This is a genomic window from Streptococcus sp. 17.1 (assembly GCF_016648655.1).
Taxonomy (GTDB): Bacteria; Bacillota; Bacilli; order Lactobacillales; family Streptococcaceae; genus Streptococcus; species Streptococcus salivarius_E.
On the sequence record NZ_JACLQM010000005.1, the window covers coordinates 43,122 to 67,301 of the forward strand.

Annotated in this window: 23 protein-coding genes and 1 pseudogene; 6 read left to right on the forward strand and 18 right to left on the reverse strand. The window is 40.8% G+C overall.

Annotated elements, in window-relative coordinates:
• The first annotated feature begins 154 nt into the window (after positions 1 to 154).
• Positions 155 to 2,869 carry a DEAD/DEAH box helicase family protein gene (locus H7T99_RS04370; protein ID WP_037603232.1) on the forward strand — a complete coding sequence of 905 codons (2,715 nt, stop codon included), beginning with the start codon at positions 155 to 157 and terminating at the stop codon, positions 2,867 to 2,869.
• 72 nt (positions 2,870 to 2,941) lie between these two features.
• Entirely contained in the window at positions 2,942 to 3,583 is a 642-nt protein-coding gene (locus H7T99_RS04375; RefSeq protein WP_037603230.1) for an HAD-IA family hydrolase, read from the forward strand.
• A 587-nt stretch (positions 3,584 to 4,170) separates the two neighbouring features.
• Here H7T99_RS04375 and H7T99_RS04380 read toward each other — a convergent pair.
• The 4 genes from H7T99_RS04380 to H7T99_RS04395 form a co-directional block, all read right to left on the reverse strand.
• Positions 4,171 to 5,451 (reverse strand): hypothetical protein, encoded by a 1,281-nt coding sequence (locus tag H7T99_RS04380; RefSeq protein ID WP_037603228.1) that lies wholly within the window; start codon positions 5,449 to 5,451, stop codon positions 4,171 to 4,173.
• 88 nt (positions 5,452 to 5,539) lie between these two features.
• Entirely contained in the window at positions 5,540 to 6,577 is a 1,038-nt protein-coding gene (locus H7T99_RS04385) for a zinc-binding dehydrogenase (protein WP_037603226.1), read from the reverse strand.
• Positions 6,578 to 6,673: 96 nt separating this feature from the next.
• Positions 6,674 to 7,768: a ferrochelatase gene (gene hemH, locus H7T99_RS04390; RefSeq protein WP_037603224.1), complete on the reverse strand. Its 1,095-nt coding sequence runs from the start codon at positions 7,766 to 7,768 to the stop codon at positions 6,674 to 6,676.
• Positions 7,769 to 7,880: 112 nt separating this feature from the next.
• Positions 7,881 to 8,783: a cation diffusion facilitator family transporter gene (locus tag H7T99_RS04395; RefSeq protein WP_037603222.1), complete on the reverse strand. Its 903-nt coding sequence runs from the start codon at positions 8,781 to 8,783 to the stop codon at positions 7,881 to 7,883.
• A 133-nt stretch (positions 8,784 to 8,916) separates the two neighbouring features.
• Here H7T99_RS04395 and H7T99_RS04400 point away from each other — a divergent pair, with 133 nt between their 5' ends.
• Genes H7T99_RS04400 through H7T99_RS04410 form a run of 3 tightly spaced genes read left to right on the forward strand, consistent with a single transcriptional unit; the run spans position 8,917 to position 10,325 of the window.
• On the forward strand, positions 8,917 to 9,456 hold the full coding sequence (locus H7T99_RS04400) for a TetR/AcrR family transcriptional regulator (RefSeq protein ID WP_037603220.1): 540 nt from the start codon (positions 8,917 to 8,919) through the stop codon (positions 9,454 to 9,456).
• Between the two features lie 15 nt (positions 9,457 to 9,471).
• Positions 9,472 to 9,942 (forward strand): HXXEE domain-containing protein, encoded by a 471-nt coding sequence (locus H7T99_RS04405; protein WP_037603218.1) that lies wholly within the window; start codon positions 9,472 to 9,474, stop codon positions 9,940 to 9,942.
• A gap of 35 nt (positions 9,943 to 9,977) precedes the next feature.
• Positions 9,978 to 10,325: a hypothetical protein gene (locus H7T99_RS04410; protein WP_037603216.1), complete on the forward strand. Its 348-nt coding sequence runs from the start codon at positions 9,978 to 9,980 to the stop codon at positions 10,323 to 10,325.
• 253 nt (positions 10,326 to 10,578) lie between these two features.
• On the opposite strand, the pseudogene pnuC reads toward H7T99_RS04410, so the two are convergent.
• Positions 10,579 to 10,845, reverse strand: a pseudogene (pnuC, locus tag H7T99_RS04415) (nicotinamide riboside transporter PnuC); the annotation flags it as partial.
• A gap of 39 nt (positions 10,846 to 10,884) precedes the next feature.
• Here pnuC and H7T99_RS04420 point away from each other — a divergent pair.
• The gene (locus tag H7T99_RS04420) at positions 10,885 to 11,511 is read left to right on the forward strand and encodes an IS6 family transposase (protein ID WP_037603214.1); all 627 of its coding nucleotides are present in this window, start codon (positions 10,885 to 10,887) and stop codon (positions 11,509 to 11,511) included.
• A gap of 155 nt (positions 11,512 to 11,666) precedes the next feature.
• On the opposite strand, the gene H7T99_RS04425 is transcribed toward H7T99_RS04420, so the two are convergent.
• The 13 genes from H7T99_RS04425 to H7T99_RS04485 all read right to left on the reverse strand — a co-directional run bounded on the left by H7T99_RS04425 (position 11,667) and on the right by H7T99_RS04485 (position 24,164).
• Positions 11,667 to 12,467 (reverse strand): energy-coupling factor ABC transporter ATP-binding protein, encoded by an 801-nt coding sequence (locus tag H7T99_RS04425; RefSeq protein ID WP_037603212.1) that lies wholly within the window; start codon positions 12,465 to 12,467, stop codon positions 11,667 to 11,669.
• A complete protein-coding gene (locus tag H7T99_RS04430) occupies positions 12,454 to 13,290 on the reverse strand; it encodes an ABC transporter ATP-binding protein (protein ID WP_022496220.1) in 837 nt (278 codons plus the stop codon). Before H7T99_RS04430 ends, H7T99_RS04425 begins: the two co-directional genes overlap by 14 nt.
• Positions 13,266 to 14,057, reverse strand: a complete 792-nt coding sequence (locus H7T99_RS04435; protein ID WP_173014509.1) for an energy-coupling factor transporter transmembrane component T — start codon at positions 14,055 to 14,057, stop codon at positions 13,266 to 13,268. The genes H7T99_RS04430 and H7T99_RS04435 overlap by 25 nt, the downstream gene beginning before the upstream one ends.
• Positions 14,057 to 14,659, reverse strand: coding sequence for a membrane protein (locus H7T99_RS04440; RefSeq protein ID WP_037603208.1), 603 nt, complete (start codon positions 14,657 to 14,659; stop codon positions 14,057 to 14,059). The genes H7T99_RS04435 and H7T99_RS04440 overlap by 1 nt, the downstream gene beginning before the upstream one ends.
• Positions 14,660 to 14,977: 318 nt before the next feature.
• Positions 14,978 to 15,778: a PhzF family phenazine biosynthesis protein gene (locus H7T99_RS04445; RefSeq protein ID WP_037603206.1), complete on the reverse strand. Its 801-nt coding sequence runs from the start codon at positions 15,776 to 15,778 to the stop codon at positions 14,978 to 14,980.
• A 111-nt stretch (positions 15,779 to 15,889) separates the two neighbouring features.
• Positions 15,890 to 17,410, reverse strand: a complete 1,521-nt coding sequence (locus H7T99_RS04450; RefSeq protein ID WP_037603204.1) for an ABC transporter permease/substrate-binding protein — start codon at positions 17,408 to 17,410, stop codon at positions 15,890 to 15,892.
• Positions 17,403 to 18,131: an ABC transporter ATP-binding protein gene (locus H7T99_RS04455; RefSeq protein ID WP_037603202.1), complete on the reverse strand. Its 729-nt coding sequence runs from the start codon at positions 18,129 to 18,131 to the stop codon at positions 17,403 to 17,405. Before H7T99_RS04455 ends, H7T99_RS04450 begins: the two co-directional genes overlap by 8 nt.
• A 1-nt stretch (position 18,132) precedes the next feature.
• Complete coding sequence (locus tag H7T99_RS04460) at positions 18,133 to 19,089, reverse strand: zinc-binding dehydrogenase (protein ID WP_037603200.1); 957 nt, start codon at positions 19,087 to 19,089, stop codon at positions 18,133 to 18,135.
• An 18-nt stretch (positions 19,090 to 19,107) separates the two neighbouring features.
• A complete protein-coding gene (locus H7T99_RS04465) occupies positions 19,108 to 19,557 on the reverse strand; it encodes a MarR family winged helix-turn-helix transcriptional regulator (protein ID WP_037603199.1) in 450 nt (149 codons plus the stop codon).
• Between the two features lie 162 nt (positions 19,558 to 19,719).
• Positions 19,720 to 20,439 (reverse strand): acetolactate decarboxylase, encoded by a 720-nt coding sequence (gene budA / locus H7T99_RS04470; protein WP_002891043.1) that lies wholly within the window; start codon positions 20,437 to 20,439, stop codon positions 19,720 to 19,722.
• A 15-nt stretch (positions 20,440 to 20,454) separates the two neighbouring features.
• Positions 20,455 to 22,131 carry an acetolactate synthase AlsS gene (gene alsS / locus H7T99_RS04475; protein ID WP_037603197.1) on the reverse strand — a complete coding sequence of 559 codons (1,677 nt, stop codon included), beginning with the start codon at positions 22,129 to 22,131 and terminating at the stop codon, positions 20,455 to 20,457.
• 213 nt (positions 22,132 to 22,344) lie between these two features.
• Positions 22,345 to 22,686, reverse strand: a complete 342-nt coding sequence (locus H7T99_RS04480) for a hypothetical protein (protein ID WP_037603195.1) — start codon at positions 22,684 to 22,686, stop codon at positions 22,345 to 22,347.
• Between the two features lie 98 nt (positions 22,687 to 22,784).
• Positions 22,785 to 24,164 (reverse strand): hypothetical protein, encoded by a 1,380-nt coding sequence (locus H7T99_RS04485; RefSeq protein ID WP_037603193.1) that lies wholly within the window; start codon positions 24,162 to 24,164, stop codon positions 22,785 to 22,787.
• Positions 24,165 to 24,180 lie beyond the last annotated feature (16 nt).

The following is a 24,180-nucleotide window of genomic DNA, read 5'->3' on the forward strand; positions in this document are numbered from 1 at the left end:
AATGTCAATCACTTACTGATTCGTTCAAGCCTATATTTTTGATTATATTGTTTTGATACTTCAAACAATCCTAGATTAGGATGCTTAAGCCCTAATAACAACCTTTTAGTTATCTGAACTGTGTTATAATGATAGGTAACATTGGAGGGAAATTATGTTAGATCAGCTTTCATTTAAAGGACAATGGCGACAGTATCAACAACGTATTCTTGATAAATCAGAAAGTTTTATGGGTGATGGAAAGATTCACTTGGTCGCTGCTCCTGGCTCTGGAAAAACGACCTTAGGAATTGAATTCATACGGCGTTTTGGTAATCCAACTTTAATTCTAGTTCCGACAGTTACTATCCGCCAACAATGGGTGGACCGGATCAAACAAGCTTTTTTAAGTGATGCTAACCAAGCAGAACAACTCATTTCACAAGACTTAAAGAGGCCTAAAATGATTACGGTTGCGACTTATCAGGCATTACATAGTTCCATGAACCAAGTTGTTGGTGATGGTCTTATCGAAGACACAGATGATACAGCTCAACAAGAGCATTTTAATTTTCAAGATTTCGATATCCGAAAAACATTTGAGGATAAAGATTTAGGGACTCTTTGTTTGGATGAGTGCCATCATTTAAGAAATGAATGGTGGAAGAGTTTAGAGATTTTTCGTAAATCCTTTCCTAAAATTAAGATGATTTCCTTGACAGCGACCCCTCCATACGAAGGAGAACCTGCTCTTTGGGAGCGTTACATCAGCATGTGTGGTGAGATTGATGAAGAAATTACAGTGCCTGAACTGGTTAAGGAAGGGACGCTCTGTCCTCACCAGGACTATGTCTACTTCGCCTTTCCAACTATGGAAGAACGAACACAATTAGATCAGTTTGAAAAGCAGAAACTTAACTTTCTAACTAAACTGTCTACAGATATAAACTTCTCAAACACCATTCAGTCTAGTCCGGCACTAAGTAACCAAATTAGCGATGATGAGCTATTGGCTAATCCTAAATATCTTTCTGCTATTCTGATTTTTTTACGGTCTAAAGAATTACCTTTTCCTCAACGTTTTCAAGAACTTCTCGCTGCAAAAGCCTTGCCAACTTTTACGCTTGAGTGGTTTGAAACCTTGCTTAATGGCATTATTTTTCAGGTTCCAAATTGGTTTGGATTTACTGAGGAGGCCTTAAACCAATTGAAAAGTGACTTGAAAGCAAACGGTCTTATCGAAAGAAATCAAGTTAAACTTATCCGGAATAAGAAGCAAGATGTCTTGCTCAATCAATCATTGGGAAAACTCAATGCTGTTAGAGATATTTTTAAGGCAGAATACCAGGCTCTAGGAAGTAATCTTCGTCAACTTGTTTTGACAGACTTTATACGTAAGGATTTTCAAGTTCATTTAGGTGATAAAAATGCTCAATTTACCCAACTAGGTGTCCTCTCTTACTTTGAATCTATTCGAAGAGAAATGATTGAACAGTCTTGGACAGTACCTGTGGCTGTATTGACAGGAAGTTTAGTGATTATTCCAACTTCAGCTAAAGAACATCTAGAGCGACTCATTCCTAATTCTCGTTTATCCTATGATGTTATTGGACAGTTGAGCCAAGAGGACTATCTTAAGGTCAGTATTTCTGGTTCCTATCATGATTTGGTTACAGCTCTTACTCAGCTTTTCCAAGATGGATATATCAAAGTGATTATTGGGACAAAGTCTTTATTGGGCGAAGGTTGGGATGCACCTTGTGTTAACTCCCTTATTTTAGCTAGTTTTGTTGGAAGTTTCATGCTAAGCAATCAGATGCGAGGTCGTGCCATCCGTGTTTGGCCTGACAATCCTAATAAAACAAGTAATATCTGGCATTTGGTTTCTATTAATTTATCACCTAGGAGATGGTTTGAATTTCAAGATGACGAAGAAAAATACGATGAGACATTAGAGCTGCGGTTATATGGACTTAGTCCTGACCTAGACTTGTTAGATAGGCGTATGACACAGTTTCTTGGTCTCCATTATCAAGAGCCCACTATTGAATCAGGCATTGATCGCCTTGACCTCAATCAATTAACTTTTAGCCAAAAGGGTCTAGAAAAACTTAATCAAAATGCCATTACACTATCTCAAAAACGTCAGGAGCTTAAAGACCGGTGGCAAGAAGCTCTACCGCTTAACGAAGAAATGGAAGTTGCTAATGAGGTCGAAGTCGACAAACAATTTCTACCTTTGGCATACCTTAATGATTGGAAGAAAGCTCTCCTACTCTTTCAAGCATTAGTCGTCAGCTTTAATATCTATGATGCTAGCAAATATGTGATTGGTGGTTCACTGTCAAACTTTAATCTTACAATTCTTTTGCTAGCCGTTATTGCACTAGCTATTGTTTGGGGAAGATATGCCATCTACAAAAGCCCCTATAAACGTTTGGAAGTATTCGGAGAAGCTATTCATCAAGCACTGCTAGATGCGGGTCAGATTGAAACTAAAGAATCTGCCCCTAGAGTTGTCAGAGATAGTAAACAAGCCTTATATAACGCCATTTATCTCAAGGGTGCTTCGATGAAGGAGAAAGAAATCTTTGCTCAAGCTATTACTGAATTTTTCGCTCCTATTGAAAATCAACGTTATATCTTAAAAGCTAGTCGTAAGGTTGTAGATCAAACTGAATATTTTGCTGTGCCAAGTATGTTTGAAAGACGAAAGGATGATGCAACCGCCTTTCTTGAACGTATTCAAAAGAGCGTTGGTAAGTATGATCTGATTTATACACGAAGTGCACAAGGACGTCCTATTCTTCTTGAAGCTCGTATCAAGGCACTTGGAAATAAGCAAGAACGTACGATTACACGTAAAAAAGTCATGTCCAGCTTGGAATGACGATTAGCTCAAAACTTACTATGACATTCTATCATGATATAATAAACAAACAACATTGTATTGGAGAATCATATGAAATTTACACACATTTTCTTCGACCTTGATGGTACTCTTGTTGATAGTTCCGAGGGCATCCACAATGGTTTTGTTCAAACCTTTGAAAGACTAGGCCTTCCTGTTCCTAGTGATAAAAAAATTCGCACCTTTATGGGACCACCTCTAGAAGTTACCTTTAAAGAAGAAATTAGCGAGGAAGGTGCTGAACAAGCTGTTCAACTTTATCGTGACTATTATGAGACTAAAGGACAATTTGAAGCCCATCTCTACGATGGTATAAAAGATGTTCTTCGGGAACTGAAGCAGAATCCAAATAAGAAAATCTATATCACGACTTCCAAAAATGAGCCTACTGCTCTAGAAATGTGCGAGTACCTTGGCATCACTGAGTTTTTTGACGGCATCTATGGGGCCACACCTGCTGCTTTCCACAAGGCTGACGTCTTGCAGCGTGCTATTGCTGAAAATAATGCGAATAAGGACCAGTCTGTCATTGTTGGCGACACCAAGTATGACATGATTGGCGGAAAAACAGTTGGTATCAAGACCTTGGCTGTTACCTGGGGATTTGGGACAAACGAAACCCTCTTGGCAGAAAATCCTGATTTTGTAGCTGATACTGTCCAAGAACTCTGGGATATTTTGAATAATAATTGATATTAAAAAAGAGCATAACCATACAAGCATGCTCTTTTTGTCGCTGGTCAACAGGGACAATCTCCTGTTGAGTTTTTTAATTCCCTCACCATCGCTTATCAAACTAAATCCCTAATCGGTCGGTTATGTTAAGATAGAAGTAGCTCATAGTTTTTCCTCGGATTCTGTTTGTGTGGTTACTTACAGTTTACACCAATGAAACGCTATGAGTTTTTTATTGCACTTATATTGTATATTCAAGAGATAAAAAATCACCAACATACAATGTATGACTACCTCATTACATATAAAGGATAAGACAAAGGTGGTAAAATGAAAGCGTAATTTTATGGTGATGTACGATTTTTGTGTAAAACATTCTACAGTACAATGAGAATATTTTGGAAAATTTGAACTCAACAAGTCTGATTTTGTGTTCGAAAGGTGGCTATTGTTTTTTAATGTATAGAGTAACAGTCATTATGCACCATACTCAATCACAATTGTATCAAGGTATTGAGAGATTTTAAAAGATTTTCTTTTTTTTTACAAGAAATCTTGTGCAGAAAAGACAGATTTCTCAAAATTTTGAATCTGTCTTTCTTTACTTAATATACTGTTCGTGTATGGACCCGCCCGTTTGGAGCTTCAAATTCGTATTCTAAGTAATCCTGATAGGTCCCTGGTGCAATCACTCCACGCACATCTAATACAGCCGTTCCCGCCTGTCCCACAATGGAATCTGCTAACAGGCAGCAATTCGTAGACAGAACAAAGTAAGATTTAAAACGCGAAGAAGTAAATTTATATAGCTCAGCCCCTAAATCATATTTCAATTTGTAAGCGTAGGTCGGCTGACCGTCTTCCAGTAACCTACTAGGTGGATCCCAAGGTTCTAACAACTGATCAATTTCAGCTAGACGCTTCTCTACTGCCTGATTCTCTTCTTCGGTAAGGGATAGGCTGTAGCCAAACAGCGTCTTTTGACTCTCTTTTTTACATAGTTCGATGTATGGTTCCTTATCCACTTTAAACAGTACGCCATCCCCAATCGTCCCAAATAGACGCTCTGAAAAGGGATCGTAACTTCCGTAAGAAATGACCTTCCCCTGATAACAAATATCTACATGCCCAATCGCTCCAAATAAGTTGCTGTCAGAAGTATGAACCAAAATTTCTAATTCCCTTGCCTCTTCTTCTTTTTTCACCAATCGATAAGGGCCTGTGTGTCCCGCCGAGCTCCCTTTTTGAAGAAACTGGTTAAACCGTTTTAACTCCTTAGCAGGGATAAAGGCTGCAAAGATAACCGGTAGGCTAATACGAAAGCGACGTTTTAACTCTTGGCCTTGTTGGTCTTTGTCAAATAAAATACCATCTCGAATATTAGAAATCCCCAACAAGACCAGATAAGCCCCCAAGATGATAAATTGAAAGCGCCCATCTGAACCAGGTTCCAAGACGCTTGCTAGACCAATCCCCCCGTTCAAAAGAGCATCCCATAAATAGATCCAGCCTCCTTTTACACGATTGGCCTTGTAAAGCCAAAATGTAATGGCATAGACCAGAGCTGTTCCCAACTGGTAAGCTCCTAAACAAATTACAACCAAAGAAACGGGTAAATTGGTCAATCGATTCAACCAACTCAAACTAACCGAAAGAAAAATAAACCAAATGGAATGGCTATAGGAAATAGACTTGCGACGCAATATAAAGCGCAGAAGAAAGCTTCCTAGTCCATCTACTAAAAAATAAACAGCTAATAGATCCAAGGAAAACTTAGTGAAGCTAACACCGTTTCGAAAAATGAGAATTCCAAAAATGACGGCAAGAAGTCCAAACAACAAGGTCCGCCTTCTTGCAACTTCTTCAACAGATATTTTTTTTACCATGGCACCCTCCTTCATAGATCAAAGGTTTTTAGACAAATACTATTTTATCAAGTATAACAGCAGAAATCATCTACTAGAATTTTTCTCATTAGTCAATCACAATCATAGATTTAATAGACTTGCGTTCATCCATATCTTTATAGGCTTGATTAATATCTTCCAATTTATAACTTGTCGTAAAAACTCGGCCTGGATTGATATCTCCATCCAATACAGCCTTGAGCAAGAGTTGTTTGTTGTAGGTAGTAACTGAGGCTGCTCCACCTGCCACTGAAATATTTTGGGCGAAGGTCGAACCAAGGGCACGGTTATTGTAATGAGGAACGCCGACAAAACCTAAACGCCCGCCATTATGGAGAACACCGAGAGCTTGGTCGACAGCTCCTTCTGTACCAACACATTCGAGAGCTGCATCTGCTCCTCCCCCGAGGATTTCACGGACCTTGGCAATCCCTTCTTCACCACGCTCAGCCACAACTGCTGTCGCGCCTGACTCCAAGGCCATTTGTTGACGGTCTTCGTGGCGACTCATAAGGACAATTTGAGAAGCTCCACGCATCTTAGCTGCAATCACGGCACATTGACCAACAGCACCATCCCCGATAACGACCACCTTATCACCCTTTTGCACATTAGCCACACGCGCTGCATGGTAACCGGTCGGCATGACATCAGCAAGTGTCAAAAGTGACTTAAGCATGCCTTCGCTGTAATCTGATGGTTGACCTGGAATTTTCACAAGTGCCCAATTGGCAAAGTGGAAACGGATATACGCAGCCTGAACACCACCTGACCAGTTGGTGCCAATATGGCGGTCACACGTCCCATCGTAGCCAGCACGACAGGCATCACACTCTCCACAACCATGAGTGAAAGGCGCGATGACAAAGTCACCTGGTTTTACAGTAGTGACAGCCTCACCAACTTCTTCGACGATTCCGATAGCCTCATGACCACTATTACTATGCCCTTCTTCGATTTCGGGATTACGGTAACTCCAGAGGTCAGATCCACAAACGCAGGTACGGACAATGCGAATAATGGCATCATCCTGAGCCTCAATTTGTGGGCGGTCAATTTCTGCCAGACCAACCTGACCAGCTTTAGTGTAAACTGCAGATTTCATATGTTTACCTCTTTTTCTTTAGTTACTGTTAGTATACACTTTTAATTAAGCTCTGGCTCAAATCAAGCATTCCAAATTATTTTCAAACAAGAGCAATTAATCATATTTTTTCCCATACTTCTTTTCTAGCATTTTCTTGACAAGATAAGGCATTTTTACATTTTCTCGGCCTTTCTTGGCAATTAACTTCTTCACAAAATCTGGCATTTGGATATCATTCTCTTCTTCCAAAATCTGACTTGTACTTGATGGAGCTTCCAACTCATCAAAGGTCTCCAGCTGAGGTTGATAGTCACTATAGTCACCGTCTATATGAGACTGAATTGTCGAAAGAAGTGCCTTGATTAAACGAGGATCGCTATTTGGCATAGGAGGTCTGTGATAGGCTACACCTAGCTCTTGGCAAAGCTCTTTACATTCCACATCATTGTCAAAAAGAACCTCAATATGCTCACTAATAAAAGCAATAGGAACAAAAATATAGTGGTCAGGGTGGTCACTCTCATCTCGCAGATATTCTAAAACATCAGGCTTAATCCAAGGAATACCTATATCACTCTCACTCTGCCAAGTATTGGTGTACTGCTCTTCCCTAAGTCCTAAATTCTCCGCAATCAATCGGCTATTGTCATAAATCTGGTCGATATAGGGGTCACCAAAATCTAGTGCCAAAACTGGGACACTGTGGGCTGAAAAAATCACCTTATAGCTATCGTCTCCAATCTGATCTAAAATCTTTCGGATTTCATCAGCCCAATAGTGAAGTAGAGAAGGTTCGCGGTACCAGTCCTTGATAATTTGGAACTTAATTTGATCACTTTCTAAAAATTTTTCATAGCCCATGACTGAATAGTATGAATAATGGGGCTCTAGAATCAAACACAAACACTCTTCAATTCCGTCATTCTCCATCTCTTTAATCGCATCAATGATGAAAGGTCGGGAAAATTTATTTGCAAAGTTAACCGACACTTGTTCTCCAAGAGCGGAAGCAACCAAGTCAACTTCTTTTTTTGTTATCCTTTGGAGCGGCGTTCCACCGATTCGTAGGTAATGGTCATATAAGGTCTGAATTTCATGTGGTTCGGGACGAACTCCACGTCGTATATTTGTGAAAAATTCTGCTACTCCTTCATAGGTAATCTCTTCTGGGGACCCAAAAGTCATCATCAATACAGCTCTTTTACTCATAATTACTCCTTGTTCCACGTTAGTTCTATTTTATCATGAAAAGGCTTACTTTAGTTAACTTAGTATCAAAAAAACTCCTAGAGACAAACTCTAAGAGTTTAAATAACGTTTCTTAATGATGATGACCATTTCCTTGATTTTGACCCACTTCCAACTCCTCAATATTACGTTTATGGGCTCGGTGGGTGGCTAGGTCTTCATCAACCTCAATGGTAACGTTTTGAAAACCACAATCTTTGAGCAAGGTACGAATCGCTTCTTTACAATTCTCCATGTGGTTGACATGCTCTAGACAAACATGGACGATGGCGTTTTTTTCCAGGCCATCCATGGTCCAAAGATTAAGCTGATTGATACTAGCCACATAGTCCAACTGCTCCAAATCACTCTTAACCTGCTGGATATCCACTCCTTCTGGCACGGCATCTAGGAAAATCCTGAGCGTACTCCAAAAACGTGGAATGGCTTTTGACAGAATAAAGAAGGAAATAGCAAGAGATAAGAGCGGATCCAGAATATACCAGTCGGTAAATCGGAGGACAATAGCCATTAGAATGACAGCCACCCAACCCAGAGTATCTTCCAGAAAATGCAGGCTAAGAATAGATTCATTCTTGGTTTGCCCTTTGCGAATGACAAGACTTGCCAATACATTAATGCTGACTGCAATGATTCCAAGCCAGAGAATGCCCTCATCGTTGACAGGTTGTGGATGAAAGAGTTTCGTTATATTTTCCAAAATAACTAAAACGGACCCTGTCATGAGAATCACTGCCGTTACCATGGCCCCCAAAAGGCTAAAGCGCTTGTAGCCCAAGGTATAGTGGCTATCTTCTTCACGATTTGAAATGCTCTCCAAAAAGGCAGAAATCCCAATAGCAATCGCATCTCCCAAATCATGGACGGAATCAGCCAGGACTGCGCTGGATCCAAAAATCCCTCCTGCAATAAACTCAACAATGGCATAGCCTAAATTCAAGAAAAAAGCCAGCCAGACCGCATGTTTTGTCTTCATAATCCTAAATCCTCTGATATAATAGATTTATGAACATCTTGTTCATTATCTATTATCCACTACTATCAACAGAAAGGATAGGGGCAAACCGTTTAGGGTGTACGTTACTGAACAGTTTGTTCAAAGTGTCCATATGACCGCTCAGGATCGTCGTATTACTAAGACTCGAAAAGCCATCTATAATGCTTTTTTACAATTACTCAACCAAAAAGACTACGAGGCCATCACCGTTCAGGAAATCATTGACCTTGCTGATGTGGGGCGCTCAACCTTTTACAGCCATTACGAGAGTAAGGAACTATTGCTAGATGAACTCTGTCAAAAGCTCTTTCACCATCTCTTTGAGCGTGCTGAACACCTCTCACCACAAGACTATCTAGCTCATATCTTTCAGCATTTCAAAAAAAATCAAGACCATGTAACCAGTCTTTTGCTCTCTAAAAACGATTATTTTATCCGTCAGCTACAAAAAGAACTAGAACACGATGTCTACCCAATGGTAGCCGACGAACTTATCAAGTCCCATCCAACCATCCCTCACTCCTACCTCAAACACCTGGTCGTCAGCCATTTCATCGAAACCCTCAGCTGGTGGTTGAAAAAAGGCAAGTCCTACACGGAACAAGAAGTGATCCAGTTTTATTTGGAGATTTTAAAAGTGGGTACTAACTAGAAAGGCGTGTCTTCAATGTCCATCGTGCAATTTTATTTTGTATTTCCAGCCCTATTCATGCTTCACGAACTCGAAGAAATCGTTTGGATGCCATCCTTTGTCAAAAAAATATCAATCCAATATCCAAACAATCGAATCCTATCTTATTACACTCCTTTTGCTTTCAACTTTATTGTCTTGGAGCAATTTCTCATCCTTATGACGTCGCTATATCTTAGTTACCAGTTTAACAACTATACCATTTACGCAACCATCATAATCGCTTATATCTTCCATGTATTCGGACATCTGATTCAGACAATCATTATTAGAAAATATGTGCCTGGATTGTTGACGGGAATTCTAACGAGTTTGTTTACTCTATGCAATCTCAAAAATGAATTTCCAATCATACTTTATGGTTACTCTCTATTTACCTTATTGGTTATCGTTTTAAATCTTGTAGTGTCATTTATGATTCTTAATAAAATCAGTCATAAAAAATAGCTCTCAGTCAATTATAGCTAAGAAAGGAAACATCTATGTCACTTTATCTCATCTTTAGCATCATCACAGTCTTCTTAGCCCTTACTTTTGTCCTGCTTCATCTTGTTGCTGCACTATCAGCTATTCTAAAAGGCAAAAAAAGCTTAGGAATCGGATTTATTATCGTTGGTGCCATTGCTTGTCTCTCAGCCCTTCTTCTTGTTATGGTTAATCGTACCTTAGCATTTTATATATGGCTATTTGCTAGCTCGACAATTTGCGGGGGCGCTCTCCTGAATGGTCAAAATAACAAAAACTTCAACAAATCACACCACCAAATTCGTTTTGTGATTGACTTGATTATTACTTTTTTGCTATATGTTTGGCTATTTCTATTCCAATAACATGTAATTCTCATTTCTATAATACAATACAAAAAGGCCTAGAGTACCAATCTAGGTCTTTTTAAGGATTTAGGTAAACGTACATTACTATCTTTATTCTAAATGTGATAAGCATCGTCACTAGCTTCTACATAAGAGAAATAAACTCAAAAAGAGGACCCTACTGGATCCTCTTTTTAATTGATAAACATAAGTACTAAGCTTTCTTAGCTGCCTTACTTCATTGGTACCAACCAACGAGACTGTTGATAAGGTAAATGAAACCAAAGGTTAACCACCAAAGTATACTAATTGATAGGTACTTGATCCAACCCACTGCATCCAATTTACGAGCAACAAATTCCTGCTGTTCTTTTTTGAATTGGGCTTGATAAATCCAAACCAAGAGACCAATCGGCTGCATGATGGTGAAATAGAGTGTTGTCAAAACCTCACCGTAGAAGCCTTTTTGAAGGGCAAGCAAAAGTTAAATGACGGAATTGATCAGACCAAAGGGATAGTTACTGGCACGACCTTCAGCTTCTCAAAGAGCAGAAAAAAGGTTAGTAGGGCTTGAGAGATGAATCATTTTAAAGGCAAACAATTCCAACAAGACGTCATCATTGTCGCTGTTGGTTATTACCTACGTTACAATCTGAGCTATCGTGAAGTTCAGGAATTGCTTTATGACCGTGGAATAAATGTTTGTCACACTACGATTTATCGGTGGGTTCAAGAATACAGTAAAATCCTCTATCATCTCTGGAAAAAGAAAAATAAACAGTCCTTCTATTCGTGGAAAATGGATGAAACCTATATCAAAATTAAGGAGCGTTGGCATTATCTCTATCGAGCGATTGATGCGGACGGTTTAACATTGGATATCTGGTTACGAAAGAAACGAGATACTCAGGCGGCGTATGCTTTCTTAAAGCGACTCCATAAACAATTTGGACAACCTAGAGTCATCTTAACAGATAAAGCACCCTCTATAGGATCTGCATTTAGAAAGTTACAGAGAAACGGATTATACACCAAAACAGAACATCGAACTGTGAAGTATCTGAACAATTTAATAGAACAAGATCATAGGCCAATTAAGCGACGGAATAAATTTTATCAAAGTCTCCGGACTGCCTCATCCACGATTAAGGGGATGGAGACCATTCGAGGAATATATAAAAAGAACCGAAGAAATGGTATATGATTATGACCATGAAACAAAGTAAAATCAAACCGAGTGATCTGAGGAAGCACCCGATGATCATGAAACAATATTAAACACAAAAGTCACCCATGTGAGTTCTTGCCAGAAGTTGAAGTTAATCCTTCAACCTGGAAAACCCGCAGAGGTGACTTTTTCTATACATCTCGATTTTTCTGGCAATAATCATTAACCGATAAATATGTCTGTGAATCACCCAACGACTCCGCTATGTCCATAATCCGCGGTGGTAGTAATCCCACTCGCTGGACAAGTTCGTGATCGCTGAACAATTCCCGTGGACTGCCGGCGAAGCCAAACTTCCCGTGTTCCATAACATACACCGACTCAAACTCGGCGGCGACCCAATCCATGTCATGGGTGATGGTCACAACTTGGTGGCCCGAATCAGCCAACTGATGGAAAATTGCGGTCAACTTGCGCCGGCTTTCCCAATCAAGCGACATCATCGGCTCATCAAATAAATAAATCGCCGGATCCACTGCCAAAACTGTGGCAACGCTCAACAGCTTGCGTTCCGACAATGACAGGTCATATGGACTTTCAGCTGTTTTATCATCTAAGCCAACTCTTTTTAGAGCCGCTAAAGCCCGCCTCGTAATCGTGTCGTGGTCATCCATGACCTGCGCGACACTCCACTCCACCTCTCGTTGAACGGTCGAATTGAAAAGCTGATCGTCAGGATTCTGAAAAGTAATCCCAACCTTCAGTAACTTTTCGACTGGTTTAAGATCATTAAAATTTTCTCCATCGATCTTAATGACACCGGTTTGTGGTGTCAGCAAGCCCGTCAACAATTTGAAGAGCGTTGATTTGCCGGCACCATTTTGGCCGACAATCGCCACCATCGGATCGGCGAAGTGTTTGTCTTCAACATCCAAGCTAAAGGACCGTTCCGAATAAGTGAACGTCAGGTTGTTCAGTTCAATTGTGGACATAACGAACCTCCTTCAGATCAGCGTAATTCACCGGATACCGGCCATCAGCCAAGTGCCAATCCATTTTTTGAGCAAGTTGCTGGATTGTCGGGGCTGGAATCTGCCAGTCAGCTGCCAAATGATTAAACACCTCACCCGGCCTGCCCTGGGCTACCATTTGACCCTCGTGCAGCACCCACACAACGTCGGCGACTTCGCACAAATCGTCAATTTCACTGGTGACAATGAAGACAGTCGTCTCTTTGACTTGGGCCAGCCATTGGAAAAATTGTCGGCGGCCAAGGGGATCCATCTGACTGGTCGGATCATCCATAATCAAAACAGCCGGGTTAGCCGCAATCGCCGTGGCAATTGCCAACCGCTGGCTCTGACCACCGGAAAGGCTCTCGGGACGCAAATTCAGCTGTTCAATCAGCCCCATTTGCGTGGCAACTTCTTCAACCCGTTTTTGAATCAGTCCTTCAGCCATTCCCTGATTAATCAAGTCAAAGGCGATTTCATCGGCAACCGTGTCTGCCAACCCGCTTAGTTGGCCAGCTGGATTTTGCAGTACAACTCCATTCATGGCATTATAAACGGGCCAATTGTCGGACACTCGCTGGCCAAACATGTGCCAGTCGCCCTCAATCTCAGCAGACATAATTTTGGGAATGACCCCTGCTAGCACATGGCACAAAGTCGATTTGCCGGAGTGGCTATTCCCGATAATCCCAACCACCTGGCCGGTATGAACCTCCGCGTTAATCTGACGCAGTTGTGGTTGCTCAGTACCCGGATAACGGGTAGTCAAATTTTCAATTACAATCCGTTTATCTTCGTCCATATCTTCCACCCAATCAATAAAATTGCCAATCCAGTCAGACCAATGTGCAGCGTCCGCGACAGGCGATACACGCGCTGGGAGGTTCTGACAGTCCGGTTGAGATTATCAAAACCTCTCAGTTGGAGAGAAATCGACCGCGCCATCGATTGATCCAAGGTCTTAATCACCAATGGAATTAGAACCGGCAGGACTGACTTTAATTTCTGAATCAACGTTTTTTGCGGATTGGTTCCGCGAACTTTTTGAGCCTGCTGGATTTTCCGCATATTGCGCATCATTTCCGGTAAAATATAACACACCGACATCAGAACGTAGACAGTTTTATAAGACAATCCGGACAGTTCCAAATAGGCCGCGTTTTCTGAAATACTCGTGGTCACCATAAAAAAGCCACTGGTCAAAATAATCACCAATACTCGACAACCCAGAGTGGTGGCGTAAATCAGGCCTTCTTTGTAGAACGACACCCCAAGCACAGAAAACAGCACAGTTTGATTCCGACTGTAAAATAACCCTTGGATGATCAGCATGGTGCAAATCAGAAACAGGCTGAATCCCAGCGCCTTAAAGATGGTAGAACTCAATTTGGAAAATAACAATAGCAGTGTTGCGACAAGAATTAATCCGGCCTGAAGCAATAAATTCATACTGGTAAAGCTCAACAACGTCATGTCCAAGATGAACAAGAGCTTAGTAATCGGATCGATCACCTGGTACCACTTGAGCTTGACCCGTGGCGCTCCAGAAATCAATGTTTGATCAGTCATCATTTATCACCGCTAAAGAAGTGCACCATCCGCTTCGGCAGCTGACGATAGATGAAGAATGCCAGGTAGGCCACGCAGACTTTATCCAAAATATCCAAGACAAACTCATCGGTAAATGAGGCCAGCCACACTGGTACATGATTGGCGACCATTACCGCAAACAATGAGTCACCCCAAGCGATACCGGTCTGACCACCCCAAAAGATGACGTTGAGTGGCGTTGAAATGACAGCTGAAACGAAGGCAATAATAATAGCAGAAACAAATACTCGTCGCGCTGACGAGAACCACCCATTGGCGTGCAAAACTCCGACAGCAATCCCAATTCCGATGCTGGTAATCGCATACACGGTTGAAATTGGCGATAAGGTCAGCCCATAGATCACGTTGTTGATGAAACCACTGATGGCACCGGCAACCGGCCCAGCCAACATGCTGGCAAGAAAGGTTCCCAAAGACCCCAGCCAAACGGGCAACTTTAACCCCTCCGCCAAGGCTTTGGCAACATAGTTAATCCCCACGGCAGCGGGAATCAAAGTCATGGTGGCAGCACTTAACTTAAATTTCCACATACTGGTACGATGAATCGGTTCTGTTTTCATAATCTTCTCCTTTTGTTTTTAAAGAGCCGTGTCAGGAATGACTTTCGGACGCAACGCTCTATAGAATAGTTATTAGAACCATATAGTCACTTTACCATACCATCCGTAGTCGACATGAGTTAATATAGTAAAATTACTATTTTTAAAAGTTCATAATCTTATCATACGCTTATTTTCAAAATTGTCAAGTCTTTTCTGAAAATTCTTTAAAAAATGTTGTGAAATTTAAAATGCCTAGCTGAGCTAGACATCTTTCGACTGGGATTTTGTTTTCATTACTGTCACTAATACTTCTACGTTTTCGTAATCGACAGAAATTTAGTCCATGACATAAATTTCTCCACGACTATAGAGGGCAGCCTTTCCTGCAAGATAAATCCGATTGCCCTCCAAACGACAAATGAGAAGTCCACTTCTCTCAGAAGCTTGGTAGGCCCTAAAATCTTCTTGTGCCAACTTATTAGCCCACAAAGGAATGACATGACAGTGTCCTGAGCCACAGACTGGATCTTCCTTGACTGATAATTTTGGAGCGAAACTTCGTGTCACAGTATCATACTTGCTTCCTTTGGCAGTGATATTCAGGAGGAGCCCATCTAAAGCTTTTACTTTATCAAAATCTGGACTTGCATTAATGACATCATTTTCATGAGGTAAGACACAGACTAGATCTCTTCCAAGCCATGCTTCAAGCGGATGGACACCGATTGCTTCTTCCATCTCACTTGTGACCGCAACCTGTTGCATGGAATATGCTGGAAAATTCAGCTCAAAGTACTCACCTTTTTTGGTAACTAAAAGTTCCCCACTCTGTGTTGCAAAAGTTAAACTTTCAACATCCTTTTCAATAAATCGAAAGAGAACAAAGGCTGTTGCCAAGGTAGCATGACCACACAAATCGATTTCCCCACCGGGAGTAAACCAACGTAATTCATAGTGGTCACCATTTTTAACCGTAAAAGCTGTCTCTGAAAGATTGTTTTCTTTGGCAATATTCTGTAAGGTATTATCCGACAACCATTCGTCCAGAAGACAAACAGCAGCCGGGTTTCCTTTAAAAACAGTATCTGTAAAAGCATCAACGATAAATTGTGGGATGGTATATTGACTTATTGACATGAAGGGCTCCTTAATTTGTTATCTTTATTATATCTGAAAATAGGATAGAAAACAGACAAATAGTAACTAAAAAAGTTAATTGAAAAAGTTACTTTTTGTGCAAATTTTTCATTAGTTCTTAATAACACCTTCTTTTACCAAGAAATCATGTGCGACTTGGGCAGCCGGTTTACCTTCTACTCCGACTTGGTAGTTCATCTGGCTCATTTGCTCTGCTGTGATTTTACCAGCTAACTTGTTTAGAATGCCTTCCAATTCTGGATGTTTCTTAAGAAGAGCTTCTTTCATGAGGGGAGCCCCTTGATATGGCGGGAAGAGTTGTTTGTCATCCTCTAGGGCCACAAGGTCATAGCGAGCAAGCTCGGCATCCGTTGAGTAGGCATCTGTTATCTGGATTTCACCAGACTGGATCGCCTGGTAGCGAAGGGCTGGCTCCATGGTGGAGACTTGTAGATTAAGACCATAGACTTTCTGCAAGCCCTTGTTCCCATCCTCTCGATCATTAAACTCTAGCGTAAATCCCGCCTTGAGTTGTCCTTCCACCTTTTTCAAATCTGAAATGGTCTTGAGGCCATACTCTTGGGCAATTTTCTTAGGCACAGCGACAGCATAGGTATTCTGATAAGCCATGGGTTTGAGCAAGGCTAGGTTGTCTTGTTTCTTGATTCCATCTCGAGCTGCTTTGTAGACTGCTTCTGGATCATGGTCGACTTGCGGCGCCGGCTTGAGGAGACTTTCGGTCACGGTCCCTGTAAACTCTGGATAGATAGCAATATCCCCTTTTTTCAGTGCTTCATAGAGGAAGGTAGTCTTACCAAAATTTGGTTTAACAGTCACTGTCATGTCCGTGTTTTCTTCGATCAAAATCTTGTACATATTGGCTAGAATTTCCGGTTCAGGACCCAACTTCCCAGCGATGACCAGATTTTCTTTTTCCGGTTTGGGAAGAAGACTTGGCGTATAAGATACTCCTAATCCAATAAGCATTACCGCAAAAGCCGCAAAGATGGTCCGCAATTTGGCCTTTTCCATCCATTTGAGAAGAAGGTTAAAGGCGATGGCTAAGAAGGCAGAAGACAGGGCACCAATCAAAATCAGACTGGCATTATTGCGGTCAATCCCTAGAAGGATAAAGGAACCGAGTCCCCCTGCTCCAATCAAGGCAGCTAGGGTAGCCGTCCCGATAATCATCACAGCTGCTGTCCGAATCCCAGACATGATAACGGGCATGGCCAAGGGAATCTCGAACTTCTTGAGTCGCTCCCACTTGGTCATCCCAAAGGCGATTCCCGCTTCTTCAAGGCTTGGGTCAATCCCTTGTAAACCGGTGATGGTATTTTGAAGGATGGGGAAAATGGCATAGATGACGAGAGCTGTCAAGGCCGGAAGTGTCCCAATCCCCATGATGGGAATGAAGAGCCCCAAAAGGGCCATGGAAGGAATGGTCTGGAAGATCCCAGCTACCTGTAAAACCCAGTTGCTGGCTCTCTTGCGTGTACTTAAATAAATAGCCAGAGGGACCGCCAGAAAAATCGCAAGGAGCAAGGTCAGTAACGACAGTTGCAAGTGTTGGCAAAGGGCTGTGAGCCAGTCTCCAAAACGCTCTTGAAAGGTTGCAAGTAGTTTAGACATGGTGAGCACCTCCAAACAAATCTGCCACAAAGTCGTTGGCTGGTTGGGCTAGAATGGTATCAGAATCCGCTACCTGCACAATCTCTCCTTCTTGCAACACTGCAATCCTGTCCCCTAATTTTAAGGCTTCGTCTGTGTCATGGGTCACGAAAATAGTCGTCATACAAAATTCTTTGTGCAAGTCTTTGGTGAGAGCCTGTAGCTGTTTGCGAGAAATAGCATCCAAGGCTGAAAAGGGCTCGTCCATCAATAGAATCTTTGGCTCTGCAATGATGGCCCGCACAATCCCAATCCGTTGTTGCTCCCCACCAGATAACTCACTTGGCTTACGATTTGCATACTCTGCAGCAGGCAGACCAATCTTGTCCAAGAGTTCTTCAGTTTTAGTGGCTATTTGTCTTTTAGTCCACCCTTTCATCTCTGGAATTAAAGCAATATTCTCAGCGACAGTTAGATTTGGAAAGAGGGCAATGGCCTGCAAAACATAACCAGTAGAAAGACGTAACCCTCGTTCATCATAGTCCTTGATGCGTTTTCCGTCCATATAAATATTGCCATCTGTCGGCTCCAAAAGACGATTGATCATCTTGAGCATAGTGGTCTTTCCAGACCCTGAAGGACCCACTAGCACCATGAATTCTCCATTTTCAATGCGGAGATTGACATCTTTTAAAATGTCTGTATCCGTGTAGCGCAGGACTACATTTTTATATTCAATCATATTATTCCTCAATTTTCACAATTACTTTCCCGAAGGACTGGCTACTTTCAAGATAGGTGTGCGCTTCTTGTATCTCTTCTAGCTTATAAACCTTCTCAGGCCGGACATCCACTTGATACAATTCCACAAAATCAATCAACTCTTGGAGCATTTCATTTGAAACATTCCCCGAATAAAAGGTCGTTAAATAAACATTCTTCGCCAATTCAACAATTGGATCAAAATCAGCCAAGGTCCACTGACCACCTAATTGACCACAAGAGCAGATAATTCCTCCTTCACTTAAGTGATGGATACTATCTTTGATATGGCGAGGTCCCACTAGATCTAGAATTTTTGTGAAAGACTCCTCACTTTGCAAAACGCCATCCTTCTCCAAAATCACCTGATCAAATCCAACCACCTTCAATTGGTCTTCCTTGGCTAAATTTCGGCTAGTTCCTACCAAGTGAATCTCAGGAAATTTTCCTTTAAGCAGTTTAGCAAAAGCAATTCCTACACCACTGGTTGCTCCGCGAACTAACACGCAATCTTTCTCCTCAATCTTGAGATTAAGAAAAGAGCCAAAAGCTGTGTAATAGGTCTCAGGAAGGGCAATCAAGCTTTCCAAATCAAGTTCTGTCTTGATTGGATAAATTTGCTCATTTGGGAGAAGTGTATACTCTGCATAACCTCCATCAAAAACTCGCCCCATCTCCCCCATAATGGAAATGATTTGCTGTCCAATCTTCAAATCCGGTCGTGTCGTTTGTTCCACAAGACCGACACACTCAATTCCTAACACACGAGGAAATTGAACTGACGGCGATAAACCCTGACGGGTAAAAATTTCACTGTGATTGATACCAAATCCTTGAATTTTCACCAAGGTCCAACCGGCCTTCAAAATTGGTTTTTGTCGTTCGACAACTTCTAATACCTCTGGTCCACCTGGACTGCTCACAACAACTGCTTTCATAAGGTACTCCCTATTTTTTTAAAGTTCTTTCTCTTTAGCTTTTAGATTTGAGATTATACGCTCTTGATACTCCTCAAATTCTTGGATTTCGTTATCCGAAAAGCCTTGGTAGAATATCTCTCCCAGTTCCTGACTGACGCGATCTCCAATTTCTTTTTGCGTCCAACCTAAATCCGTCAAGACTACAAACTTCTTGCGCTTGTCCTGGTCACTCTGTTCAATCTTAACCAAGCCTTGCTCGACCAACTTCTTTATCATGCTAGTCAATGTGTTATTAGCTAGTCCCGTTGTTAGAGCAATATCAGTTGCAGTTGCCCTTCCTTGCTCTTTTTGCCATAAGACTGTTAAAATTTTCCCCTGTTCACTTCTGTATTGAGCATCTGGTTCCTTGCTCAAGAGTTTTTGAAAGATACGCCCATTCAACAAGCGTATCTGTAAAGCTTGGTATCCCCCTTGCATCTTGTCCATTTTGTCTCCTTTTTATTTCTATATCGAAATATCACAGTCATTGTATCACTGTTCGTTACATCTGTCAATTATTTCGATATCGAAATAATTATAAAAACAAAAAAACTTTCCTAATCATCAAGGAAAGTTCTAACTATAATCGATTGATAGCTTTAAAATATTTTATTCAGCCTTGGTAATATCTTCACGCATCTCATCGACATTGAATTTAGCAAAGAGATACTGACGGTCTTGAACTGGGAAACGTTGGTCGAGTTGGTCAACTGGACCAACTTCGATAATACCATTTTCAATAACAAAGTCCATAACGTGACCACCGAATGTCAAGTCGTCTGAAATAAAATGAAGGTGATAACCAGCAACACTCACACCGTGAAACATTTCTGGCGTCCAAATACCAACGATGGTACCTGAAATATCATCTACCTCGTACTCAGGTTGGCGAGTGGCAACATCAGCAAACTTAATATCCGCATTTGATTTAGGAATCATGCGGACGTGCATGTGTTTAAAATGACCCTTAATTTTGATAGAACGGAAGAGATTAACCCCATCATAGTAAGATTCAATACGATCCTCAAGTTCTTTATCAGTCATTTCATAACGTTGACGGAAGATAACTTCAGCTTGGTGAGGTACGACTGCTGCATAGGGAACTTTTTCATCTGGAGAAACTTCTACCACTTCGACTTTACCTTCAGAGCCTTTAGCTTGATAGGCTTTACCATCAAGAACAATCAACTCCCCATCAATAGAATCTAATGTTCCAAGACCCAAGTCTCCATGCTCCAACAATTCTCCAACTGTTAAAGTACCTCCATAAAGCCCAGCCATCAAGGCTCCCAAAGTATTATATTGAAATAATTTTATGGCTTCAGACATGTCTACACCCTCTTTTTAGTAAAATTCATCTGGCAAAATAGTTTCGCCGAGTTTAATATTATCTTTATAGTCGATTGGAACATCAATAAGGACTGGTCCATCTACAGCTTGAGCCAAGGCTTCTTGGAGCAAGCTAGAAAACTCCTCTTTACTTGTTGCACGATAACCTTTCGCTCCAAAGCTCTCAGCATATTTTACAAAATCTACAGGACCAAAGTCAACCCCAGATGAACGACCGTACTTCATTTCTTCCTGGAATTCCACCATATTATAATGCCCATCATTCCAGATAATATGGACAATTGGCAATTTCAATCGAACTGCTGTCTCCAATTCTTGTGCTGAGAAAAGGAAACCACCGTCGCCAGAAACAGAAATGACTTTTGTCTTAGGACGAACCAAAGCTGCAGAGATGGCCCACGGAAGAGCAACCCCCAAAGTTTGCATCCCATTTGAGAAAAGCAAATGACGTGGTTCATAAGATTTGAAATAGCGAGCCATCCAGATATAGTGACTACCAACGTCAACGGTAACTGTCATATCATCATCCGTTTGTTCTTGTAAAACTTCAATTAAATCGAGTGGGTGTACGGTACCTTCTTCAGGCTGACGGTCAAATTTAACATCTTCGACGACTGTATTTTTTAACCCTTTTAGATATTCAACTGATCCTTCAGGTAATTTGTAGCCTTGAATAGCTGGCAAGAGCAAATCTAAGGTTGCTTCTACATTACCAATCAATTCACGTTCTGGCTGGAAGTAAGTATCCACCTCAGCAGGTTCAACATCAATTACGATAATACGTGCTGAAATTTCAGCATTCCAGTTACGTGCTTCATACTCAATTGGGTCATAACCAATGGCAATAATCAAGTCCGACTTCTTAAGCAACATGTCCCCCGGTTGGTTACGGAAAAGACCTACACGACCAAAGAAAGTATCCTCTTCAAGGTCACGTGACACGATACCAGCACCTTGGAAAGTTTCAACAACTGGTAATTTAACATGTTTCAAAATCTGGCGAATAGAGTAAGTTACAGCTTCTGATGAAGCGCCGTTCCCTAAAAGTAAGACTGGCAATACGGCATTTTTTATCGCCTGTGCGAGATAGTTAATATCAGAAACAGATGCTGAACCAAGTTTTGGATCCGTCATAGGCTTGATAGCCTTAACACTGACCAGAGCATCAGTCACGTCTTGAGGAATTGAAATAAAGCTTGCACCCGGTTTCCCTGACTTAGCATGGCGATAGGCATTAGCAACCGTTTCAGAAAGGGTATTAGCATCATGTACTTCAGCAGCATACTTGGTAATCGGTTCAAGCATAGCAACGTTATTCATTGATTGATGGGCACGTTTCAAAAGATCTGCACGCTTAACCTGACCACCAATAGCAAGAACAGGATCTCCTTCATCTGTCGCTGTTACCAAACCAGTAGCCAAATTTGAGACACCTGGACCAGATGTTACCAATACTACACCGGGTTTCCCTGTGATACGTCCAACACCTTGAGCCATAAAAGCAGCATTTTGCTCATGACGGGCAACAATCAATTCAGGTCCCTTATCTTCCAAGGTATCAAAAACCCTATCGATTTTTGCACCTGGAATCCCAAAGACATAATCAACATCATGGTTGATCAAACTATCAACCACTAAATCCGCACCATACAATTGCTTTTCTTCTGACATGAACACAGTCCTTCTGGCCCTAAAATGATAGAGCCAATTTTCCTTTCAAGTATAAGTCACAAAGTGTCAAAGTCTGCTCGTTTTTTCACAAACTTTTATCACTTCACAATTCTGTTATCATTATAGCACAGTTTTCAGACAATCTTGTGAAAAAAAGATTGTGAAATTTTGAACTTCCATCGCAAAAAGAAACACCCGATTACTATCAGATGTTCATGAATTTTTTACCTTAGCAAACTCTCGATTAAGATAATTTTGCAAGCCTTCAAAAATCTCTATTAACTGGAGATAATTAGACAAGCTTGAGCGATCAGGGATATCTACGACATCCAAAGAAATGCGTTCCAAGTCCTTTTCATAGAGAATGCGGAAGGAAATCACTGCTTGATCAGAAAAATAATTCTCCCCTGCCAAAATGTAGCATTCATAGATGATGCCAACAGGATTCGCAACCTTCAACTCAATACGAACTGCGCCTAACCCCAAGGCCTCCACTTGCTGAAAACGCTCCAGAATAGCCTGTCGCTGACTGGGGATAAAACTCATGATATCCATAGTGGCCCTCCCAAGATTCCTTTTTGTCTATTATAGCCTAAAGCTGAGAAAAATGCTTGTGATGGGTTTGTAGAAGCCACATAGACATTCAAGAATACTTAGTCGCCCCCTTTGTAGTCTCTAAAGTCTGACTTAATACTGGAATCATAATCATGTTTATCTACCCACTCCTTAATATCAGCAAACGAATGAATTTCCTTCCTAATACCAGCACCGTCCTCTACAGAAATTACAATTGCTTGCTCTCCATTTGTTCCCAACCAATGTAAAATATCATTGGTCTGCTCTTCAGGGGAAAAATAGATTTGTGATTGTTTGTCGTACTCTCTATCTCTATAGGACTCATATTGAGCCAATTTCTTTTTATAGGCATCATATTTCCTATCATAATCTTTTTGGGCTTTTTGACGTGCTTTTTCGTAAGCTCGATAATCTTTCTGATAGTCTTGTTCTGCCTTCTTATTAAGAATGTCACTAAAACTTAAAGGTTTAATAGGAAAAATAGAATCAGGAAAAACATTAAATTCTGGAACTTTCTTTGGCTGGCTTGGTTTATTAGGTAGGCTGCTTTTCACTGGCTCAGTTGGACCGACCGGAAAATCTCCCTCCTTACCTTGACGGGTCAATACTTTAAATTTCTTTAAGGTATTACTGTTTGTTGTTGTCTGATTAACAGCCTCTTCGTAAATAGGCTTAACTTCAGAATTTTCATTAAATAGATTAATTTGATTCTCTTGTTTTGAAGTATCTACATTATCAATCTCTAGGATCACATTTAGATGAGCTGATAAATGATTGTTTGTTTGAGCAGGAGACATTCTTAAAAGCTCATCCAAGTTTCCTTCTCTCTTTAAATATCCCCACATGTTGCTATCATTCACCTGATTACGAGCAGAACTCTTATCACCAAAATAAAGCATTTCATCCTTACTGTAAGAATAATCTGGTAGGTCTCTAGTTAAAAATTGATTCGTATCTAAATTGTAAGCAAATTGCTTATCGTTTTGAGAATTCTCCAAGAAAACATAATCGTAACCATCAATCGCTCTTAAAGACACAACCAACTCCTTAATATCTTTAAAATCTTTTATTTTCTTCAAATATGGGGTCAAATTAATAATTTTCTTTTTAAAATCTTTGTTAATATCATAAACTACCAAATGAGCTTGATGCAGACTACTCATGGTATCGTAATAGCGAACAAAATGATTTCTACCAATCAACTCAGTCGCTACGTTATCTTCAGAATTATAGTAAGTAGGTTCTTCCTGACTAATGGCAACATACTGATGGCGGCTGCCAAAAATCTCATTGTCAGTTACCTTATCCGCTTTTAAAGCAATCTGTAATTCCTCTACAGCTTTTTCGTGAAATTTATGTTTGACATAAGCATTTCCTAAAAAGAAAAGTGTGAGTAGAGTCGCAGTATAAATCCTTCCACGCTTCGAGAAAGGAAATCTTAAAATCTTCTTTATCATAACTTTTTTACAAAAA

Bases quoted from the DNA above. Each gene is read 5' to 3' on its own strand.
- H7T99_RS04460 (WP_037603200.1), bottom strand. From the start codon at position 19,089: ATGAAAGCAGTTGTTGTGAGCAGTCCAGGTGGACCAGAGGTATTAGAA.
- H7T99_RS04445 (WP_037603206.1), bottom strand. From the start codon at position 15,778: ATGTCAATAAGTCAATATACCATCCCACAATTTATCGTTGATGCTTTT.
- hemH (WP_037603224.1), bottom strand. From the start codon at position 7,768: ATGAGTAAAAGAGCTGTATTGATGATGACTTTTGGGTCCCCAGAAGAG.
- H7T99_RS04385 (WP_037603226.1), bottom strand. From the start codon at position 6,577: ATGAAATCTGCAGTTTACACTAAAGCTGGTCAGGTTGGTCTGGCAGAA.
- H7T99_RS04375 (WP_037603230.1), top strand. From the start codon at position 2,942: ATGAAATTTACACACATTTTCTTCGACCTTGATGGTACTCTTGTTGAT.
- H7T99_RS04450 (WP_037603204.1), bottom strand. From the start codon at position 17,410: ATGTCTAAACTACTTGCAACCTTTCAAGAGCGTTTTGGAGACTGGCTC.
- budA (WP_002891043.1), bottom strand. From the start codon at position 20,439: ATGTCTGAAGCCATAAAATTATTTCAATATAATACTTTGGGAGCCTTG.
- alsS (WP_037603197.1), bottom strand. From the start codon at position 22,131: ATGTCAGAAGAAAAGCAATTGTATGGTGCGGATTTAGTGGTTGATAGT.
- H7T99_RS04465 (WP_037603199.1), bottom strand. From the start codon at position 19,557: ATGGACAAGATGCAAGGGGGATACCAAGCTTTACAGATACGCTTGTTG.
- H7T99_RS04430 (WP_022496220.1), bottom strand. From the start codon at position 13,290: ATGGACGAAGATAAACGGATTGTAATTGAAAATTTGACTACCCGTTAT.
- H7T99_RS04435 (WP_173014509.1), bottom strand. From the start codon at position 14,057: ATGACTGATCAAACATTGATTTCTGGAGCGCCACGGGTCAAGCTCAAG.
- H7T99_RS04380 (WP_037603228.1), bottom strand. From the start codon at position 5,451: ATGGTAAAAAAAATATCTGTTGAAGAAGTTGCAAGAAGGCGGACCTTG.
- H7T99_RS04440 (WP_037603208.1), bottom strand. From the start codon at position 14,659: ATGAAAACAGAACCGATTCATCGTACCAGTATGTGGAAATTTAAGTTA.
- H7T99_RS04370 (WP_037603232.1), top strand. From the start codon at position 155: ATGTTAGATCAGCTTTCATTTAAAGGACAATGGCGACAGTATCAACAA.
- H7T99_RS04420 (WP_037603214.1), top strand. From the start codon at position 10,885: ATGAATCATTTTAAAGGCAAACAATTCCAACAAGACGTCATCATTGTC.
- H7T99_RS04485 (WP_037603193.1), bottom strand. From the start codon at position 24,164: ATGATAAAGAAGATTTTAAGATTTCCTTTCTCGAAGCGTGGAAGGATT.
- H7T99_RS04400 (WP_037603220.1), top strand. From the start codon at position 8,917: ATGACCGCTCAGGATCGTCGTATTACTAAGACTCGAAAAGCCATCTAT.
- H7T99_RS04425 (WP_037603212.1), bottom strand. From the start codon at position 12,467: ATGTCCACAATTGAACTGAACAACCTGACGTTCACTTATTCGGAACGG.
- H7T99_RS04405 (WP_037603218.1), top strand. From the start codon at position 9,472: ATGTCCATCGTGCAATTTTATTTTGTATTTCCAGCCCTATTCATGCTT.
- H7T99_RS04410 (WP_037603216.1), top strand. From the start codon at position 9,978: ATGTCACTTTATCTCATCTTTAGCATCATCACAGTCTTCTTAGCCCTT.
- H7T99_RS04395 (WP_037603222.1), bottom strand. From the start codon at position 8,783: ATGAAGACAAAACATGCGGTCTGGCTGGCTTTTTTCTTGAATTTAGGC.
- H7T99_RS04455 (WP_037603202.1), bottom strand. From the start codon at position 18,131: ATGATTGAATATAAAAATGTAGTCCTGCGCTACACGGATACAGACATT.
- H7T99_RS04480 (WP_037603195.1), bottom strand. From the start codon at position 22,686: ATGGATATCATGAGTTTTATCCCCAGTCAGCGACAGGCTATTCTGGAG.